The organism is Agrobacterium tumefaciens, from assembly GCF_017726655.1.
Taxonomy (GTDB): Bacteria; Pseudomonadota; Alphaproteobacteria; order Rhizobiales; family Rhizobiaceae; genus Agrobacterium; species Agrobacterium tumefaciens_B.
The window spans coordinates 60,260-75,205 of sequence record NZ_CP072308.1; the positions used below are offsets into that span (position 1 = coordinate 60,260).

13 protein-coding genes are annotated in these 14,946 nt (G+C 59.5%); 5 read left to right on the forward strand and 8 right to left on the reverse strand.

Going from position 1 to position 14,946, the window contains the following annotated elements; genetic code table 11:
- Window positions 1–64 precede the first annotated feature (64 nt).
- A complete protein-coding gene (locus AT6N2_RS00290) occupies window positions 65–301 on the forward strand; it encodes a DUF2164 domain-containing protein (RefSeq protein ID WP_063950551.1) in 237 nt (78 codons plus the stop codon).
- 104 nt (window positions 302–405) lie between these two features.
- Here the strand turns inward: AT6N2_RS00290 and pncA are convergent, their stop codons facing one another.
- Window positions 406–1,032, reverse strand: coding sequence for a bifunctional nicotinamidase/pyrazinamidase (gene pncA / locus AT6N2_RS00295; RefSeq protein WP_063950550.1), 627 nt, complete (start codon window positions 1,030–1,032; stop codon window positions 406–408).
- Window positions 1,033–1,487: 455 nt separating this feature from the next.
- Here pncA and AT6N2_RS00300 point away from each other — a divergent pair, with 455 nt between their 5' ends.
- Entirely contained in the window at window positions 1,488–2,768 is a 1,281-nt protein-coding gene (locus tag AT6N2_RS00300) for a DUF2778 domain-containing protein (RefSeq protein WP_063950549.1), read from the forward strand.
- A gap of 13 nt (window positions 2,769–2,781) precedes the next feature.
- Here the strand turns inward: AT6N2_RS00300 and AT6N2_RS00305 are convergent, their stop codons facing one another.
- From AT6N2_RS00305 to AT6N2_RS00320, 4 genes are all read right to left on the reverse strand, one after another.
- A complete protein-coding gene (locus AT6N2_RS00305) occupies window positions 2,782–3,204 on the reverse strand; it encodes a DMT family transporter (RefSeq protein WP_063950548.1) in 423 nt (140 codons plus the stop codon).
- A complete protein-coding gene (locus tag AT6N2_RS00310; RefSeq protein WP_063950547.1) occupies window positions 3,201–3,683 on the reverse strand; it encodes a DMT family transporter in 483 nt (160 codons plus the stop codon). The genes AT6N2_RS00305 and AT6N2_RS00310 overlap by 4 nt, the downstream gene beginning before the upstream one ends.
- Window positions 3,684–3,775: 92 nt before the next feature.
- Window positions 3,776–4,639: an alpha/beta fold hydrolase gene (locus AT6N2_RS00315; RefSeq protein WP_209087589.1), complete on the reverse strand. Its 864-nt coding sequence runs from the start codon at window positions 4,637–4,639 to the stop codon at window positions 3,776–3,778.
- Window positions 4,636–5,535 carry a choline ABC transporter substrate-binding protein gene (locus AT6N2_RS00320; protein ID WP_425292736.1) on the reverse strand — a complete coding sequence of 300 codons (900 nt, stop codon included), beginning with the start codon at window positions 5,533–5,535 and terminating at the stop codon, window positions 4,636–4,638. Before AT6N2_RS00320 ends, AT6N2_RS00315 begins: the two co-directional genes overlap by 4 nt.
- 137 nt (window positions 5,536–5,672) lie before the next feature.
- Here AT6N2_RS00320 and betI point away from each other — a divergent pair, with 137 nt between their 5' ends.
- Entirely contained in the window at window positions 5,673–6,266 is a 594-nt protein-coding gene (betI, locus tag AT6N2_RS00325; RefSeq protein ID WP_209089563.1) for a choline-binding transcriptional repressor BetI, read from the forward strand.
- Window positions 6,267–6,464: 198 nt separating this feature from the next.
- Here betI and AT6N2_RS00330 read toward each other — a convergent pair whose 3' ends face one another.
- The 3 genes from AT6N2_RS00330 to AT6N2_RS00340 form a co-directional block, all read right to left on the reverse strand.
- Window positions 6,465–7,277 (reverse strand): glycosyltransferase family 25 protein, encoded by an 813-nt coding sequence (locus AT6N2_RS00330; RefSeq protein ID WP_144577396.1) that lies wholly within the window; start codon window positions 7,275–7,277, stop codon window positions 6,465–6,467.
- A 103-nt stretch (window positions 7,278–7,380) separates the two neighbouring features.
- Entirely contained in the window at window positions 7,381–9,855 is a 2,475-nt protein-coding gene (locus AT6N2_RS00335; protein ID WP_209087593.1) for an ATP-dependent helicase, read from the reverse strand.
- Window positions 9,856–9,957: 102 nt separating this feature from the next.
- A complete protein-coding gene (locus tag AT6N2_RS00340; RefSeq protein ID WP_209087595.1) occupies window positions 9,958–10,368 on the reverse strand; it encodes a carboxymuconolactone decarboxylase family protein in 411 nt (136 codons plus the stop codon).
- 226 nt (window positions 10,369–10,594) lie between these two features.
- Here AT6N2_RS00340 and AT6N2_RS00345 point away from each other — a divergent pair, with 226 nt between their 5' ends.
- Window positions 10,595–11,746, forward strand: coding sequence for an efflux RND transporter periplasmic adaptor subunit (locus AT6N2_RS00345; RefSeq protein ID WP_209087597.1), 1,152 nt, complete (start codon window positions 10,595–10,597; stop codon window positions 11,744–11,746).
- The gene (locus tag AT6N2_RS00350) at window positions 11,743–14,889 is read left to right on the forward strand and encodes an efflux RND transporter permease subunit (RefSeq protein ID WP_209087599.1); all 3,147 of its coding nucleotides are present in this window, start codon (window positions 11,743–11,745) and stop codon (window positions 14,887–14,889) included. The genes AT6N2_RS00345 and AT6N2_RS00350 overlap by 4 nt, the downstream gene beginning before the upstream one ends.
- The last annotated feature ends 57 nt before the right edge of the window (window positions 14,890–14,946 follow it).

A 14,946-nucleotide genomic window follows, 5' to 3' on the forward strand; every position in this document is an offset into this window, starting at 1 on the left:
CAATATCCACCGGCTTCGCGCCGGGTCTCCACGCGGGTCTCAGATGCCGGACAGTGGAAAATCAATGCTGGAAAAGCAGGAAAAGGCCGATTTGGCCGCTCGTATCAGGGCTTATCTTGCCCGGGAGGCCGAAGCCGAAATCGGTCTCCTGCAGGCGGAAATCTTCGTCGATTTTCTGGCCGAAGAAATCGGATATGTTTTCTACAATCAGGGGCTTCGCGATGCCCAGACGGCGATCTTGAGACGGCTTGATGACGCGGCCGGAGATATCGACGTGCTCGAGAAGGCCAAGCCTCGCTGATCTAGAGCATTTCCTGTGACCATGGGATCACCGAAAATGCTTTAGCCTTTTGTTATTGCCGCATTGTCCGACGCCGAAGCGTTTTCACTTCGGGTGGAAATGTTCTAGTCGCCCAGAATGTCGCCACTTTTCAGAATCGTCGCACCTTTTTCCCGCATCGTCGCAATCGCGGCCTTGATACCCTGCGGATCGATGCCGCGGCTGGCGTCCTCGATAAAACGGACCTTGACGCCGGGCAGCATCTCCAGCGCATCGAGTACGGAAAAACTGACGCAGTAATCTGTTGCAAGGCCGCAGATGTCGAGTTGTGTCACGCCCTGGCGCGTCAGATAGTCGGAAAGGCCGGTTGTGGCCACCTGATCGTTGTCGCGGAAAGCGGAGTAGCTGTCGATTGCGGGGTTCTCGCCCTTCTGCTGGATGTAATCGAAGGCCTCCGTTTTCAGGTCGGCATGAAATTCGGCGTCGGGCGTGCCTTGCACGCAATGGTCCGGCCACATCATCTGCGGCTTGCCGGAGAGCTCTCCCATATCGAACGGTTTCTTGTCGGGATGCTGCGAGGCGAAGCTGCCGTGATTTTCCGGGTGCCAGTCCTGCGAGGCGACGATGAGATCATAGCCGCCATTGTCGATCAGCGCATTGGCAATGGGCACGACCTTGTCTCCATCGGCAACCGCCAGATTGCCGCCCGGGCAGAACCCGTTCTGTATATCGATGAGCAGCAGCGCCTTCATGATGGCCTCCCGTTTTTTTAAAGGATGCCAAGCCGGCTTTGGCGGATCAAGTCATTTTCGACCTGTCGTGCAGAGGACATTGAACGCACGGTGGCTTGCCATGTCGCAGTCCTGCCGCATTTGCAGCAAATTTCCGGCCAAGTCGGAATTTACCTGACGATGTGGCGACGGAAGTTTTCCAGGCCGATGACGGCCCTTACAAGGGCATTTCCCGGGACGATGCAGTGCGGATGCACGCTGTGCCCGCGCAAGTCATTGTTTTGCCTTCGCCTTAAGATGCGCAGACCTTAACGAAATATTTTTGCAGGGACTCGTAAACACTTTGGTTACCATAATTCGGCATGCTTCGAACCAGTCAGTTCCGAAAGCGGCGTGGTGTTCACCGGCTCTTCGGATGTCCCAAAATCCCTCCGGCATCGACCGGATGTGCGTGAACGGTTCGAGTAACGAGTATCATGGCGTTTTCTGCTGCGGCCTATAATGATGCCGGCTTTGCCGGTTCGTCTTCCGCCAAGAGAGGCAAATCCTCTTCGCACGGGCGCATGTCCGCGCTCCTCGGCGGCGGCGTTTTTGCCGGACTGTTTGCCGTCGCGGCCTTTGCCTCGCTGCACAGCATGGCGGCTGCCTCGCATGGCGTGGGGCAATTTGAAAAGACTCTGGTCGCAAAACTCGATTCAGCCGAAACCGCGATCGCACACGCAACTGCACGCGATATTCACGTGCGCAAGTTTTCCCGGTTGAGCGATCATAACCACGTCCAGCAAAAAGCGGTTCGCCTTGCCGGCATCATGCCTGAAATTGGCGCGAAGGAATTCGGCGAGCGTTTTGGTGCGGCTGCTAATGCCAAGGGGCAGGCGACGGTAAAGGAACTTGCCGCCCTGAAGCCATCGGCAATCGTTGATTCCGCTTTGGGCCGCACCTCGGACGTGGCCTATCAGAGCACCGTCCCCCAGCATCCCGCATTTGAAGTGGCGCTGGCGCGACCGCAGATCGAGGAAGAAGCAAGCAGTCTGCTTCCGGACGATGTGCCGCTGCCGAGTTTCCGGCCTGAAGTTGCGACCGCCGAGGCCGTTGAGCCGTCGCCGCGTCCTGCCACGTCATCCAAGGCTGATGTTCCGGCCGTCGCTTCCGCTCCTGCTTTCGATGCGCCGGTTCCGCTGCGCGCGCCCGCGCCGCCAAAGCAGAGCACGGGCGCCATGCTCGCCTTTGCAAAGCCTGACAATCCGATGCGCGAGCCAAGCAAGATGGATGCCGTTCCGTGGCCGGACCGCGGGAATGGCACCGCCATCTACGATATCTCCTCCGGTGTCGTGCACATGCCGAATGGCGAAAAGCTGGAAGCCCATTCGGGCATCGGCAAGATGCGTGACAATCCCGACTATGTGCATGTGAAGATGCGCGGCTCGACGCCGCCTTCCAGCTATCGACTGACGATGCGCGAAGCGCGCTTCCACGGTGTCGAAGCCATTCGCCTGACGCCGGAAAACGGTGTCAATCCGCACGGCCGCGACGGTCTTCTTGCCCATACCTACATGCTCGCGAAACGCGGCGAGTCGAACGGATGCGTGGTGTTCCGCGATTATTCGCGCTTCCTGGCTGCCTTCAAGCGCGGCGAAGTCAAGCGCATGGTGGTTGTGCCGAAGCTGAACGGCAATCGTCCGACACTGGCAAGCAGCGGCGGCAAGAGCGGCGGAAAGACCCTGTTCGGCATGTTCTCGCGTGGCAAGGATTCCTGATCGCGTTTTGGTTTCAGCGACGCCGTTGCGTCAGCACCATGCCGGCAAGGATAAGCAGGATTCCCAGTGCAGAGGCCCAGATTTTCGGCGGGTGTTCGCTGAAAAAATCGAGAACCACGCCTGACACCATCTGCCCGCTGATGACGAGAAGGGCAGTATTGACCGCACCGATGCGGGGGATGAGCCAGCTTCCTGAGGCGATGAAAACGACGCCGATCGGGCCGCCAATATAGGCAAGCCATGGTGCCTCCGCCGCGCCCGGCGGAATGAGACCGCCGACGGCAAGCCCGATAACGGTCAGGACGCCGAAACCCACAATGTGGTTCCAGAAGGAGGCGATCAGCGGCGAATTGGAGAGGCTGAGGCGACCGTTGATCTGGCGGCTGAGCGCGACGAAGACGCCGCCGGCAAAAGCCATGGCGATCCAGACAATCATGCGGCTCTCCCGACAAGGATGATGAGGGCGCTGCCGCAGAGGATGAGCGCCACGGCGGCCAGGTCCCGCAGGTCCGGCCTCCTTTTCGGCAGGCCGAAAAGGCCGAAAAGATCGGCGAGCAGACTGAATATCACCTGCCCTCCAAGGCCAAGCGCAATGGTGCCTGATAGCGCCAGCGGCGAATTGACGGCCGTGGAGGTGAGAATGACGATGGCTGCGCCGACCACCCCGCCGCAATAGGCCCATAGCGGCGCTTTCGGTTTTTCCGGAGCTGTCCTGTCTTTCTTTGGCCGCATGACGGCGAGATAGATCAGTGCTGCCACCGTCCCGGTGCCGTGTGCGGTCCAGGACGAAAACAGGGCGCTGCCGTAGTGGGCGAGCTGGCCGTTGAAATGGACCATCAATGTCAGAAGACAGCCGCTGGCAAAGGCAGCGGCGAGGTGCAGCGGATTGAGACGTGGATGGGTCGTATCTGTCATGGCGGCCGAATTTTGATTGCGCTGTGAAGCGTTATCCTATCGGTGCCGGAAGCGAAATCGAATTCTCGGGTTACAGGGGTCCGTTAAAGCGATCAGCGATCTCCAATGGACGTCTGGATGTTGGTGCGCGCGCCGGCTTGCATCATTACTTCCGCGAAGAACTCTGTGACCAAAGTCGAAACGCAGCGTGGATCTTCCCAGTGTGGATTGTGTCCTTGCCCCGGCAGCGTCACCGACTGGGCCGTTAGAAAGGCCTCGGCAAGTTGCTGTCTGTGAGATTCGTCAAAGAGCGGGTCTTCCGAGCCGGAAATGCAGAGCACGGGAACATCTATCTTGGAAGCACTGTGGCGCAGATTCGTTTCTGCGAAGGCTTTCACGACGCCATGCCAGATTTCCGCCGGCATGTTAGCCGCGTCATGCTTCATTCTGCCGAGAAAATCCTCGTTGACCGGATGGTTGCAGAAATACCAGTCGCGCAGGAAGCCGCCCGTCGGCTTGATCGGGTCGCGCAAGGCGAGGATATCCTGGGTGAGCGTGCTTTCAGAGCCAAAATCCGGCTCCAGCGTGCCGGAAATCAGCCCCATCGCACGGACGGAGCAGGAACGGCGGGCCGCCAGCTCAATTGCTGTCATCGCTCCGAGGGAGTGGCCCAGCAGAAACAGCCGAGAGATGCCCATAAGGGTCAGGAAACGGTCGATGGTTTCCGCAAAGTCGGCGACGTGAAAACCATGTCCGATGGAGGATGATCCATGTCCCGGCAAATCCGGAACAATCAGTCGGTACTCTTGCAAGTAGGGCTCCAGCATCGAAAAGCTGCGGCTGGTGTCGGAAAAGCCGTGCAACATCAGCAGCACGGGCCCGGGGCCTTCTGTATCGATGAACGCCATTTGCCGTTTGCGCGGCAGGTCGATATAGCGCTTGCGATCTTCCCAGTGATCCAAAGACAACGCCGTCATAGCCCAAGCTCCGCCTTTACCGCTGAGAGTCCGTTCTGCCCATCGGCGGTGGAGACGTCTTTCAGCCATTTCTCAAGCCGCTGCGGCTCCGCTTTAATGGCTTGCAGCGCCGCATCTTCCGGCGACAGGCCGCCGTTCATGATCAGGTCCATGCCTTTGTTTTCGAAATCGACGTCGAATTCGAGGTTTTGCAGCAGTGCCACGACATTCGGACATTGCTGCCCATAACCCTTGCGGACTTGCGTATCGACGGTGGCAGCACCGAAGTTGGGTCCATAAAATTTGTCGCCACCAGTGAGATATTTGATGTCGAACTTGCTGTTCATCGGGTGGGGTGCCCATCCCTGGAAGACGATGAACGTCTTGTTGCGGCTGAAGCGCGCGACCTGCGACAGCATGCCCTGTTCGCTGGATTCGACGACCTCCCAGTCCTTCAGGCCGAGCGACGGGTCATTGACGGCGTTCAGCATCAACTGGTTCGAGCCGGGCTCGATGCCATAGAGTTTCCTGTCGAACTTGTCGGCGAACTTCTGCAGGTCGGAAAAGTCCTTGACCCCGGCCTCCCACACATAAGTCGGCACGGCAAAGGTATATTTGGCGCCCACAAGGTTGGTGCGGACTTTTTCGACCGAACCGTCTTCCTTGTAGGGCTTGTAATAATTGACCATCGCCGGATCCCAATAGCCGAGGAAGACGTCGAGGTCTTTGCTTTTAAGGCTGGTGTAGATGACGTCGATGCCGAGCAACTGGCTTTGCGGCTGGTAGTGAAGCGCCTTTAGCAGTGTCGAGGCGATGCCGGTGGTGAATGCGAGGTCATTCCAGCCCGGTTCCGCCATGCGAACGACCCGACAGGTTTCGGGGTCGGCTGAGAAAGCCGCGCTTGCGCCAGATATCATCAATGCTGTCGCGGAAAGAACCGTCCTAAACCGTCCCATCAGTCAATCCTTTGCCTTATAGGTCACTAAATTGACCCGTGGGACAATAATTGATCTTTCCGGAAAATTTGTCAATGTGTCTCTGTAAGGAGACTGAAATGCGACTCACTAAAATAAGCGATATTCGCCGGGCTGAGCTAAGACGGGCAGCATTCGAAGTGTTGCAGAGAGAGGGAATGGCGGGGGCAACTCTAGAGCGGGTTGCGGCGCAGGCGGGCGCCTCCAAAGGCATCGTGCTGCATTATTTTGCGAGCAAGCAGGAGCTTTTCGAGCATGCTATGCGCGAAGCCAATGTGAAGCTGGCGGAGGTAGTCGTGGCACGGCTCAATCGCGCCACAAGCGCGCGGGAGAGATTGCAGGCAATTATCGATGCGAATTTCGACGAGAGCTTCTTTCAGCCGTCGATCTGCCATGCGTGGCTTTCGTTGTGCGCCGAGGTTCCCCGTGAGCCGCAGCTTGCGCGGATCCAAAAGGTGATCCATGCGCGCATGCGGTCGAATCTGCTCTCCGCATTGCGGCATCTCGTCCCTGAGGAGGACGTCGAACCGATAGCACTGGGGATCACCACGCTGATCGACGGGTTATGGCTTCGGTCTGGCTTGCAGTCCGGCGGCCTTTCGCGACAGGAGGCGATGGCGCAGATGGATGATTACCTGTCACACCGACTGCCGAGCGCGGACGCCACCGCCTGACTGCACGCCCATCGGGCAAGATGGATCAAAGGCCATGGAACCAGGTCTGTCCCGCCGCATTATTCCGGCATGAAGAAAACGACTCGCAAGCCATTGAACAGGATGACGATTTTCGTCATCTCGATTTTCATTCTCGCAGCCGTGGTTGCGGCAGTTTATCTGATCGGCTTTACGCCTGGCGAAACGTGAGCCGGGCGGTCAGTGCCCGGCAGCCAGTGTTTTGCGCTTGTCCCGCTGTAACGCTACCGTTGCCTTAGCCACAAGCAATCGGAAACCGCGCAGCAGGAAGCGGGTGGTTTCAAGGTAGGCGCGATAGGGCAAAACGGTGAAGTAACGCCAGCGGGGCAGGCGGTAGATGCGAAGATTGTTCTGTATCTGGCTCTCGCCATCGGCATCCTGCGTCGCGCAGAGCGGGTAGATGAAGGCGGACTTCAGGCCGGCGAGATATTCCAGGTCGAAGGCGATGTCGTAGGCGAGCCGCATAGGAATGAGACTGGCGATCCACTTTCCGGCCCGGCGGTTGACGAGATAGGCGCCCGATCCTTTTTCACGTGTGAGGGCAATTGCCAGAGAACGGCCGTTGGACAGACGTCGAAACGCGAATTTCCGGCCATTGCTGACCGTCGTGAGCCGCAGAATGTCCCAGTCCCGGCCGTTCAGCACGGCCTCATCAATGGCATCCAGAAAATCCCCGTCGAAGACCACGTCGTCTTCGAGGATCAGCGCTATGTCCGCGTCAGCGTCCATAAACCGGCTGGCGCAGGCAACATGGCTCAAATAGCAGCCGATCTCGGGCGGAGAGGTGCGGCGGCCATGCATCAGCATGTAGGAGAGCTCGCTGAACTCCGGAATGGGATAGTTCAGTTCCCTGCCGTTGACGCCGGGAACGCGTTCGGCCTCGAGGCCTAACGCATCGAGACGCGCATTCATGTCGGCAAGGCGCTTTGTGGCGCTGTCCATGTTGATCAGGAAAACCGCAAGCTTGCGCTGGCTCTTCGGTAATATATGCAAGGCAGTCCTCACCCGTTCTCCACATCCCAATGCAACTCCTTTATTGCAACGGCATGACCTGGGCTACGGAAAAAGAGGTCTGCGGGCACTCATAGTTGTCGAATCAAACCTTTTCCACAAATCCATCCAGCACGCGCTTCTGGCCGGCGCGGTCGAAGTCGATCGTGAGCTTGTTCCCCTCGATGGCGGCGATATTGCCGTTGCCAAACTTGATATGGAACACGCGGTCGCCCACGAAGAATTTTGACGGCGTGTCAGCGACGGATTTCGCCACCAGTTCCCCGTCGATGGTGCGGGTACGGGGGCCGCTTTCGCCGTAGCCGATGCGCTCCACCGCGTGGCCGGAGCGTGTGCCCCAGTTGTCGCGGGTTGCGTCGCTGCGGTTCTGCTGCGCACGTTTCCAGCCGGGGGTGGAATAGGTGTTGGCGAAGGGATCGGCCTTGTCGAAACGCGACTGGCCGTAGCCGCCGCGCCCGCCATATCCGCCGTAACTGCTGTCGGATGCTGCAACGTCCACATGGGCGGACGGCAGTTCGTCCAGGAACCGCGAGGGCAGGGTGGATTGCCACAGCCCGTGAATGCGGCGGTTCGAGACGAACCAGATATGGCAGAGTTTCTTGGCGCGGGTGATGCCGACATAGGCAAGACGACGTTCTTCCTCAAGACCGGAGCGTCCGCCTTCGTCCAGCGCCCGCTGGTGCGGAAACAGGCCTTCTTCCCAGCCAGGCAGGAAGACGGTGTCGAATTCCAGACCCTTGGCGGAATGGAGCGTCATGATGGAGACGGCATCGAGGTTTTCGTTCTGCTCGGCATCCATGACGAGTGCGACATGCTCGAGGAAACCGCGCATGCTTTCAAAGGCTTCCATCGAGCGGATGAGTTCCTTGAGGTTCTCAAGCCGTCCGGGTGCTTCGGCCGTCTTGTCGGCCTGCCACATGGCGGTATAGCCGCTTTCGTCGAGGATCTGCTCGGCAAGCGTGGTGTGTTCGGTGTTTTCGAGCAGACCCTGCCAGCGGCGGAAATCCTGCACCACATCGAACAGCGCCTTGCGTGCCTTCGGCTTCAGCTCATCGGTCTCGATGATGTCGGCGGCTGCGGCCAGCATCGGAATGTCACGCGCGCGCGCATAGTCGTGCAGGTTGCGGATCGTTGTGTCGCCCAGACCGCGTTTCGGTGTGTTGACGATTCGCTCGAAGGCGAGATCGTCAGCCGGCTGGCAGACGAGGCGGAAATAGGCCATGGCATCGCGGATTTCGAGGCGCTCATAAAAGCGCGGGCCACCGATGACGCGGTAATTGAGGCCGAGCGTGACGAACCGGTCTTCGAATTCGCGCATCTGGAAGGAGGCGCGGACAAGGATCGCCATGTCGTTCAGCATGTTACCTTTGCGCTGAAGCTGCTCGATCTCTTCGCCGACGGCGCGGGCTTCCTCCTCGGAATCCCAGGCCGCATGCACCACGACCTTTTCGTCATCAGGGCTGCTGCGTTCGGTAAACAGCGTCTTGCCGAGACGGCCCTCATTATGGGCGATGAGATGGCCGGCCGCACCGAGAATATGCTCGGTTGAACGATAATTGCGTTCGAGCTTGATGACCTTGGCGCCGGGGAAATCCTTGTCGAAACGCAGGATATTGTCCACTTCCGCGCCGCGCCAGCCATAGATCGACTGGTCATCGTCACCGACGCAGCAGACATTCTGTGGCTCGCCCTTGGCGCGCTGGGCCAAGAGCCGCAGCCACATATATTGCGCCGTGTTGGTGTCCTGATATTCGTCCACCAGAATGTATCGGAACTTCTGGTGATACTCCTTCAGAATATCGGTGTTCCGGCGGAAGATGCTGATCGGGTGCAGCAGCAGGTCGCCGAAGTCGCAGGCGTTCAGCGTCTTCAGCCGGTTCTGATAGGCGGTGTACAGTTCGCGGCCTTTGCCGTTTGCGAAGGCGCGGCTGTCTCCTTCAGGAATATCCGGCGGCGTCAGGCCCTTGTTCTTCCAGCCGTCGATCATGCCGGCGAACTGTTTGGCCGGCCAGCGCTTATCATCGAGACCTTCGGCCTGGATGAGCTGCTTGATCAGCCGCACCACGTCGTCCGTATCGAGAATGGTGAAATCCGATTTCAGGCCGACGAGTTCTGCGTGACGGCGCAGAAGCTTGACGCCGATGGAGTGGAAGGTGCCGAGCCAGGGCATGCCCTCGACCGCGCCGCCGACGAGAACGCCGATGCGTTCCTTCATCTCGCGTGCGGCCTTGTTGGTGAAGGTCACGGCGAGGATCTGGCTCGGATAGGCGCGGCCAGTGGCGAGAATATGGGCGATGCGGGTTGTCAGAACACGGGTCTTGCCGGTGCCGGCGCCCGCGAGGACGAGAACCGGGCCGTCAAGCGTTTCAACCGCTTCGCGCTGTTCCGGGTTGAGCCCGGAAAGATAATCTGGCGCGGCACGCGTCTGATCACGGGCGGCCATGGCGCGGGCGGCAATTCCAAGCCCGCCGCCGTTTTCGGACGGGGCATTGTTCGTTGCCCTGCGCGGCGCCACGGGTTCCTCATCGAAGAACGGCATATCGTCAAAACTGTTGCTCATGCGGCCCAATGTAGTGATTCGGGATGTAAAGGCCAGAACCGCGTTCTGCTTTTATTCCGGTATCACCGCTCAAAACGCCTATTCCAAGGCATTATTTCGGGTTCATGCACTCTGGTCAGCATCAAAAGCGGCATCGACGGGCACTTGCAGGGCTACCGCAAGCTGGTTGGTCTTGCCGGCAAGCGCGATCACCCGCATCAGATCGGCATGCTGTTCGTTTGTCATTCCCTTGGCTTTTGCGGCCGCGGTGTGGGAGTGGGCGCAGTAGGAGCAGCCATTGGTGACGGACACTGCAATGTAAATCATTTCCTTCACGAGCGGGTCGAGCGCCGAAGGTGTCGCCATCACCGCCTTGACCTCGGCCCATGTCTTTTCCAGGAGATCGGGGTCAAAGGCGAGATACAGCCACATATTGTTGATGAAATCCGATTTGCGGGTGGTCCGGATATCATCGAAGACCGCTTTCACACGCGGATCGGCTTCTGGATTTTGTGTTTTCATGACAGTGCTCATAGCTTCCTCCGGCTCGTTTCCTCCCGGATAGGTTATCCGCGTGTGAGAACATTTGCGATAATAATGGTCTCGGTCGCGCTTTCACCGAAAATCCATTACAAATTACAAATACGTAAGAAACGGATTTGTGCGTTGCCTCGTTTCTGGCAAGCAGGAATACTGCGGACGTCCCGAAGTCTATGATTCAAGGGGCGATTTATGCTGTGATGATCAACCGGAGAACTATATGCGGGTCTGGAAACAGGTGGGTGTCAGTCTGGCCGTCGTTGGGGCAGGGCTCTGTCTCTGGGGCTTTTATTCGCCCGAGGCCCGTAATGTGCTCGCCAGCGTCGGACTTTCAAAACCGGTGCCCGGCGCCGTTGAGGTTGCGGCGGCAGGGGCATCGGCTGGCCAGAACGGCAACGGTGCGCGCCGCAGTTCCAACGCCACGCTCGTGGTGACGGCCCCGGTGAAGCGAGGCGTCGTCAACGATCGTCTGAACGCGATCGGCAATGGCCAGGCGATCCAGTCGGTCGTGGTCATGCCGCAGGTCTCCGGCACACTTGCGGAAATCCGCACTTCATCGGGACAGCGTGTGGTGAAGGGCCAGGTATTGGCGCGTCTGGATGACGACGAACAATTGATCGAACGGGACAAAGCCCAGGTCGCGCTGCGCAGTGCCGTCGAAAAATCCAATTCCTACAAGAACCTGAAATCCGTCGCCCGCCTCGACGTGCTTGATGCGCAGATCGCGGAGGAAGCTGCAAAGCTTGCGCTCAGCACCGCGGAGCTCAATTTGAAGCGGCGCGATATCGTGGCGCCGATCAATGGCGTTGCTGGCATCGTTGCCGCCAATATCGGTGATAACGTCACGACACAGTCCACCATCGTCAGCATTGATGACCGGTCCGAAATTCTCGTCAATTTCTGGGCGCCGGAGCGTTTTGCGACGGCGATCAAGATCGGCATGCCGGTTGAGGCTACGTCCATTTCGCGGCCCGGCGAAACCTTCACCGGCGAGGTCGAGGCGGTCGACAACCGCGTGGATGAGGCGAGCCGCACCATTCGTATCCGTGCGAAGTTCGGCAATGAGAAGGACGAGCTGAGGGCTGGCATGTCCTTCGGCGTTACCATGCGATTTGCCGGCGAGACCTATGCCTCCGTCGATCCGCTGGCAGTGCAGTGGGACGCGGAAGGCTCCTATGTCTGGCGTGTCGTAGACAACAAGTCGAACAAGGTGCGGGTGCAGATCGTGCAGCGCAACCCGGACGCGGTACTGGTGAAAGCCGAGCTGGCGGAAGGCGAGCCTGTTGTTATCGAAGGATTGCAGCGCGTCAGGGAAGGCGGCGCTGTCCGCATCGGCAATGCGCCGAAGGCTGAGGAGGTTGCCAGCCAATGACGCAGTCGCCCTCCGGTCAGGACTCCAAGCTTGCCTTTACCGCGCTTTTCGTGCGCCGGCCCATCCTTGCGGCCGTCCTCAACACGCTTCTGGTTGTCGCCGGCCTTGCAGCCCTTGTGGGTGTTGAAGTGCGCGAACTGCCGGATGTCGACAGGCCGACGATCAGCGTCAGGACGACCTATGAGGGGGCGGCGCCTGAGACCATTGACCAGGAAGTGACGCAGACCATTGAAGGGGCGGTTGCCCGCGTCAGTGGCGTGAAATCCATCTCGTCCAATTCGCAGTTCGGCACCAGCCGCGTCACGATGGAATTTGGGGACAACGTCGATATGGCCGTCGCGGCCAATGATGTGCGCGATGCCATCGGCCGTGTGACCAACCAGTTGCCTGACGATGCCGACGAGCCGCAGATCATCAAGGCGGATTCAGACAGCCAGCCCATCATGCGTCTTGCGGTCACCTCGTCCACGCTCAGCATGGAAGACCTGACCAAACTGGTGGATGACGAAATTATCGACCGTCTCGCCGCTGTCGATGGTGTCGCCGATGTGGAGCTTTATGGCGATCAGGAAAAGGTTTTCCGCGTCGATCTCAATCAGGCGGCGCTTGCCAGTCGTGGTCTGACGGTCACGGATGTTTCCAATGCGCTCGCCAGCGCCGCTCTCGATGTGCCTGCGGGATCGCTGAAAAGCGCGACGCAGGATATCGTCGTGCGCGCCACGGCGAGCCTGACGAAACCCGAGGACTTCTCCAATCTCCTCATCAAGGACAATATCCGCCTTCGCGACGTCGCGACCGTCATGCTTGGCGCGGATGACGAATCGACGTCGCTGCGCTCCAATGGCGTACAGGGCGTCGGCCTTGGCGTCATTCGCCAGGCGCAGTCCAACACGCTCAACATTTCCACCGGCGTGAAGGCTGCGGTCGAAACGATGTCGGCCAATCTGCCCGAGGGAACGCGCATCGTGGTAACCAGCGACGATGCGGTGTTCATCGAGGGTGCGCTGCATGAGGTGGAGATCGCGCTCGGGCTTTCGGCGGTCATCGTCGTTGTGGTGCTCTATCTCTTTCTACGCGATTGGCGCGCGACGCTCATTCCGGCGATCACCATGCCGGTTGCGCTGATCGGCACGATCATCGCCATCTATATGGTCGGCTTTTCGGTCAATATTCTGACGTTGCTTGCCATCGTGCTTGCGACCGGCCTCGTCGTTGACGATGCGATCGTAGTGCTGGAAAACATCGTACGCCGCCGGGCGGAAGGCATGGGGCCGCGCGCGGCTGCCGTTCTCGGCACGCAGGAGGTCTTTTTCGCCGTCATAGCGACGACCGCGACGCTTGCCGCCGTCTTCATCCCGCTCTCCTTCCTGCCGGGCCAACTTGGCGGCCTGTTCCGCGAGTTCGGTTTCGTGCTGGCCTTTGCGGTGGGCCTGTCATCCATCGTGGCTTTGACTCTCTGCCCGATGCTCGCTTCGCGCATGCTGAAGGAGGGGCTGAAGGAGCCGACCGGGCCGCTTGCGTGGTTTGGCAATGTTTTCGCTGCGACGTATAAATCGACGCTGTCCGCCTGCCTCAATAACCCGCTGATCGTCATCGTCGCTGCCGTGATCTTTTCCGGGCTGTCATGGATCGCCTTTGGCATGATCCAGAACGAACTGACGCCGCGCGAGGACCGCGCCTCTATCATGATGCGGGTCACCGCGCCGCAGGGCGTGAGCCTCGAATATACGCGCGACCAGCTGCAACGTATCGAGGAAAACCTGCAGCCGCTGCGCGACAGTGGGGAAATCCGCAACATCTACTCCATCACCGGCATGAACGGCTCGTCCAATACTGGATTCATGGTACTGACGCTCGCTCCCTGGGCGGATCGCGAGCGCACGCAGAACCAGATCGCCGCTGACGTCACATCCGCCGCCAACAAGGTTCCGGCCTTGCGCGGCAATGCCATGCAGCCGAACAGCCTTCGCATCCGCGGCGCCGGCAATGGCTTGCAGATGGCAATGGTCGGCAGCAATTACGCGGCGCTGACGGAGGCGACGCAGAAGCTGTTGCTTTCGATGGAAGAGAGCGGTCTGTTCGACACGCCGCGCTTCGACAACGAGCCCAATCAGGCGCAGCTCTCCGTGTCCATCGACCGCGAGCGCGCCTCCGATCTCGGCATCGACATCACCGGCCTGTCGCGCGCGATGCAATCTCTATTGGAAGGTCGCTCGATCGTTGACGTCTTCGTGGATGGCGATGCCATCCCGGTCAGGCTCTTGTCTTCCACCCGACCGATCAACGATCCCACCGATCTTGAAAACGTGTTCCTGAAAACGGGTGACGGCAAGATCGTGCCAATGTCGGTCATCGCCTCGCTCAGGGAGAATGCGGTGGCGCCGCAGCTCAACCGCGAACAGCAACTCCCCTCTGTTGGCTTTACCGCTAACCTGAAGGACGGCGTTTCGCTCGGTCAGGCCCTGCAAAAAGTCAACGAACTGGCGCAATCCGTGATGCCGCCCGGCGCGCGTCTGCTGCCGCTTGGCGAGGCGGCCACGCTGGAGGAAAATTCGAGCGGGATGCTGCTGACCTTCGGTTTTGCGATCGCCATCATCTTCCTGGTGCTTGCTGCGCAGTTTGAAAGCGTGCTGAGTTCGATCATCATCATGTCGACGGTGCCGCTCGGCCTTGCCTGCGCCGTCATCGCGCTGCTCGTCACCGGCTCCAGCCTCAACGTCTACAGCCAGATCGGCCTCGTGCTGCTCGTCGGGGTGATGGCGAAGAACGGTATCCTTATCGTCGAATTCGCCAACCATCTGCGCGATCAGGGAGCAACCGTGCGCGAGGCTATCGAAAAGGCCACCAGCATCCGTCTGCGCCCGGTCATGATGACGATGATCGCCACCATTCTCGGCGGCGTGCCGCTCGTGCTGGCGCAAGGGGCCGGGGCGGAAGCACGTATCGCACTTGGCTGGGTCATCGTCGGCGGTCTGGGTTTTGCGACGCTGGTGACGCTTTATATCACGCCGGTTTCCTATCTCCTGATCGCCCGTTTCGCCAAACCGCAGGCGGATGAGGAAATTCGTCTGCATCGCGAGCTGGAACTTGCCGCCCGCCGCAAGGCGCTGGAGGAGGACAAGCCGTTGCTTGCCGCGGAATAGGATCGACGCCAAACCACAAGCAGTGAAATCGCGATGCTGGACAAAGCGCTGACCTTA